Consider the following 3427-nt stretch of genomic DNA (forward strand, 5'->3'; position numbering starts at 1 on the left):
GCCCGCTTCCGGGGCCGGATGACGCTGCGCCGGGGGCTGGCCCAGGTGCGGACGCCGGCCGTCGCGGCGGCGGCGTTCACCCTCCTGCGGACGCCGCTCGGGCGTGCCGCGGCCCGGGGCGTCCTGTTCGGGGACCGGTCGTTCCCCACCCCGTGACGGTCAGGGGATCGGCCACTCGTGCACCGGACGGTTGCTGTGCATCAGGTCCACGTAGTGGCGGACCACCTCGCGCAGCGCGGCCGGCCGGTCCAGGTGGTCGGCGGACTCCAGCCGGTGCAGCGTCTCCACCTGCCAGGTCGCGCCGTTGCGGCCGGTCAGGCAGCGCTGCTCGACGATGCCGAGCAGCCGGTCCCGCTCCACCGGGTCCAGGCCCCAGCGGTCGAGCCCGTGGTGGGCCAGCGGCAGCAGCCGGCGCAGCACCAGCTCGGTCACCGGCAGGTAGCCCAGGCCGGGCCAGAAGACCTGGGCGTCGATGCCGTGCCGGGCGCAGGCGTTGAAGTTCTCCTCGGCGGCGCTGAACGACATCTGGGACCAGAGCGGGCGGTCCGACTCGGCCAGCGCCCGGACCAGGCCGAAGTAGAACGCGCCGTTCGCGACCGTGTCCAGCACGGTCGGCCCGGCCGGCAGCACCCGGTTCTCCACCCGCAGGTGCGGACGGCCCCGCAGCACGTCGTAGACCGGCCGGTTCCAGCGGTAGATGGTGCCGTTGTGCAGGCGCAGCTCCGCCAGCTTCGGCACCCCGCCGCTGTGCAGCGTGGTCGCCGGGTCCTCCGGGTCGCAGACCGGCAGCAGCGCCGGGAAGTAGCGCACGTTCTCCTCGAACAGGTCGAACACCGAGGTGATCCAGCGTTCCCCGAACCACACCCGCGGGCGTACCCCCTGGGCCTTGATCTCTTCCGCCCGGGTGTCGGTGGCCTGCTGGAACAGCGGGACGCGGGTCTCCCGCCACAGCTCGCGGCCGAAGAACAGCGGGGAGTTCGCGCCGAGGGCCACCTGGATGCCGGCGACCGCCTGGGCGGCGTTCCAGTAGTCGGCGAACTGCGCCGGGCTGACCTGGAGGTGGAACTGGGTGCTGGTGCACGCCGCCTCCGGCGTGATGGTGTCGGCGGTGGTGGCCAGCCGCTCCACCCCGCTGATCGCGATCGGCAGGTCCTCGCCCCGGGCGGCGAAGATCTGTTCGTTGAGCAGCGCGTAGCGCGGGTTGGCCGAGAGCGAGGACGCGGTCAGGTGCTCCGGGCGCAGCGTCGGCAGGATTCCGATCATGACCATGTGCGCGCCGACCGTGCGGGCCTTCTCCTCCGCGGCGTTCAGGCTGGCCCGGACGTGCCCCTCGAACTCGGCGGTGCCGGTGCCGGCGAGCCGGCGCGGGGCGACGTTGATCTCCACGTTGAACTGGCCCAGCTCGGTCTGGAACGCCGGGTCGGCGATCGCCTCCAGCGCGTCGGCGTTGCGCATCGCCGGATCGAACCCGTCGTCGACCAGGTTCAGCTCGATCTCCAGCCCGGTCATCGGCCGCTCCACGTCGAACCGGGACTCGCGCAGCATCTCGGCGAAGACGTCCAGGCACCGCCGCACCTTCTCGCGGTAGCGGGCCCGGTCCTCCCGGCTGAAGGTGCGCGCGCCGACGTCCTCGCCCATGGTCACCACCCTGTCACCGTTGGTCCTCCCAACCTCGCACGGAGCGGCGGGTCAGGAAAGGCCTGAAGGACCTTTTCTGTACCCCGTGCCGGCCTCGGTGATCCTCGGCGGTAAGGAGGGGCCCCCTCTTAACGCCTCCTGCATAGGCGGGGCCCCCTTTTAACACCTGGTCGCCGCGCGGCCGGCTACCATGGGCCGCCGGCCGAAGGGGGAGTGTTGATGCGCGACGGGTGGATCCGGGCGTTCGTGTGGGCGGCGATCGCCGAGGCGTGCTCCTGGGCGGCGCTGCTGGCCGGCATGGCGGTCAAGTACGGCCCGCCGCGCGACGAGATCGGCGTGCAGGTCTTCGGCCCGATCCACGGCGGTCTCTTCGTGGCGTACGGGCTGCTGGCGCTCGTGGTGGCCCGGCGCCGCCGCTGGTCGCTGGTGCAGACCGGGCTGGCGCTGGCCAGCGCCGTGCCCCCGTTCGCCACCGTGCTGTTCGAGCGCTGGGCCCGTCGCCGTGGCCTCCTCGCCGCCCCCGCCGTGCCCGCCGAGCCCTCGCTCACCCGTGTCGGTGGTTAACAAGGGGCCCCGCCTCTACCGCAGGCGTTAAAAAGGGGCCCTTCCTTTCACGTCAGGGCGGAGCAGGCGGCGACGCCGAGCACCAGCACCGCGCCGAGCGTCGCCTGGAGCAGCAGCGCCGGCCCGAGGTGCGACCAGAGCGTCGCGGTACGCGGGGTGAGCAGTTGCCCGGTGGTCAGGTTGACGATCCGCTCGATCCGGGGCGGCAGCTCACCGTCGCGCTGCGGGCGCAGCGTGAGCTGGACGTGGTCGCCCGGGTGCAGCGCGCTCTGCGGCAGGTGGCCGTGCAGCTCGACCTCGACCAGCCGGTCGGCGGCGTCGCGCACCCGGACCGGGGTGACCAGGAACTCCGGCCCCTTCTTCAGCTCCTTGAAGCTGCGCCGGGCGCCTCCGCCACCGCTGCTGAGCAACGCGCGCACCACCCGTAGCAGCAGCCCCACCACACCGGCCGCGGTCAGCACCGCGACGAGCGCCGGCTGGCCGACCCGGACCTCCCGGGCGTAGCCCTCCATCAGCCGCACCAGGCGCCCGGTGACGATGCGTTCCGTCGGCCGGACGACGCGTCGGGTGTGCAGCTCTGTGTCCATGTTCACCACCGAGAGTTCCGTTGCGTGCACAGATGGTATCGGTCCTTCGGGTTGAACGACGTGAATGAACGGCGGTCACGCCCCACCGACGGCAGGTGACATCGGCCGGGGCGCGGGTATGCGTGCGGCCGAGCTGGAAAGGGGTCGAGCATGCAGCTGTCCTTCCTGCGCCCGCTCTACGACCGTCCCGGGCCCTGGTGCTCGGTGTATCTGGACGCCTCCCGGGACACCCACGACGCCCGTCCGCAGGTCGACCTGCGATGGCGCGCCCTCAAGGGGGACCTGTTGGCCCAGGGCGCCGATCCGGTCACCGTCGAGGCGGTGGAGGAGGTGGTCCGCCGGCACGACCCGATGCCCGGCGACTACGGCATCGCCGTCTTCGCCACCCGGGGTCGGGTGGTGCTCACCGAGTACCTCTCCGCGCCGCCGCTGCGGGACCTGGCCACCTGGTCCGCCCTGCCGCACACCATGCCGTTGGTCGCCCAACGGGGCGAGCAGGTGGCCTGGGTGCGGGTGCTCGCCGACCGTACCGGTGCGGACGCGATGGCGGTCAGCGCCGGCGGGGTGCCCCGACGGGCCCACGTGGCCGGCGGGCAGAGCCGGCAGCTGCGGCGCGTGCAGCCCGGCGGCTGGTCGCA

At 73.0% G+C, this 3427-nt stretch carries 3 protein-coding genes and 1 pseudogene; 2 read left to right on the forward strand and 2 right to left on the reverse strand.

Going from position 1 to position 3427, the window contains the following annotated elements; genetic code table 11:
- Window positions 1-159: 159 nt before the first annotated feature.
- Entirely contained in the window at window positions 160-1638 is a 1479-nt protein-coding gene (locus HUW36_RS28565) for a glutamate-cysteine ligase family protein (protein WP_174530960.1), read from the reverse strand.
- Window positions 1639-1857: 219 nt separating this feature from the next.
- Between HUW36_RS28565 and HUW36_RS28570 the strand changes: the two genes are divergently transcribed.
- On the forward strand, window positions 1858-2202 hold the full coding sequence (locus tag HUW36_RS28570; protein WP_174530961.1) for a DUF3817 domain-containing protein: 345 nt from the start codon (window positions 1858-1860) through the stop codon (window positions 2200-2202).
- A gap of 47 nt (window positions 2203-2249) precedes the next feature.
- Here the strand turns inward: HUW36_RS28570 and HUW36_RS28575 are convergent, their stop codons facing one another.
- The gene (locus HUW36_RS28575) at window positions 2250-2798 is read right to left on the reverse strand and encodes a hypothetical protein (protein WP_174530962.1); all 549 of its coding nucleotides are present in this window, start codon (window positions 2796-2798) and stop codon (window positions 2250-2252) included.
- 141 nt (window positions 2799-2939) lie between these two features.
- Between HUW36_RS28575 and HUW36_RS28580 the strand changes: the two are divergent.
- Window positions 2940-3427 (forward strand): annotated as a pseudogene (locus HUW36_RS28580) (baeRF2 domain-containing protein); the annotation flags it as partial.

The organism is Micromonospora maritima (assembly GCF_902825405.1).
Taxonomy (GTDB): domain Bacteria; phylum Actinomycetota; class Actinomycetes; order Mycobacteriales; family Micromonosporaceae; genus Micromonospora; species Micromonospora maritima.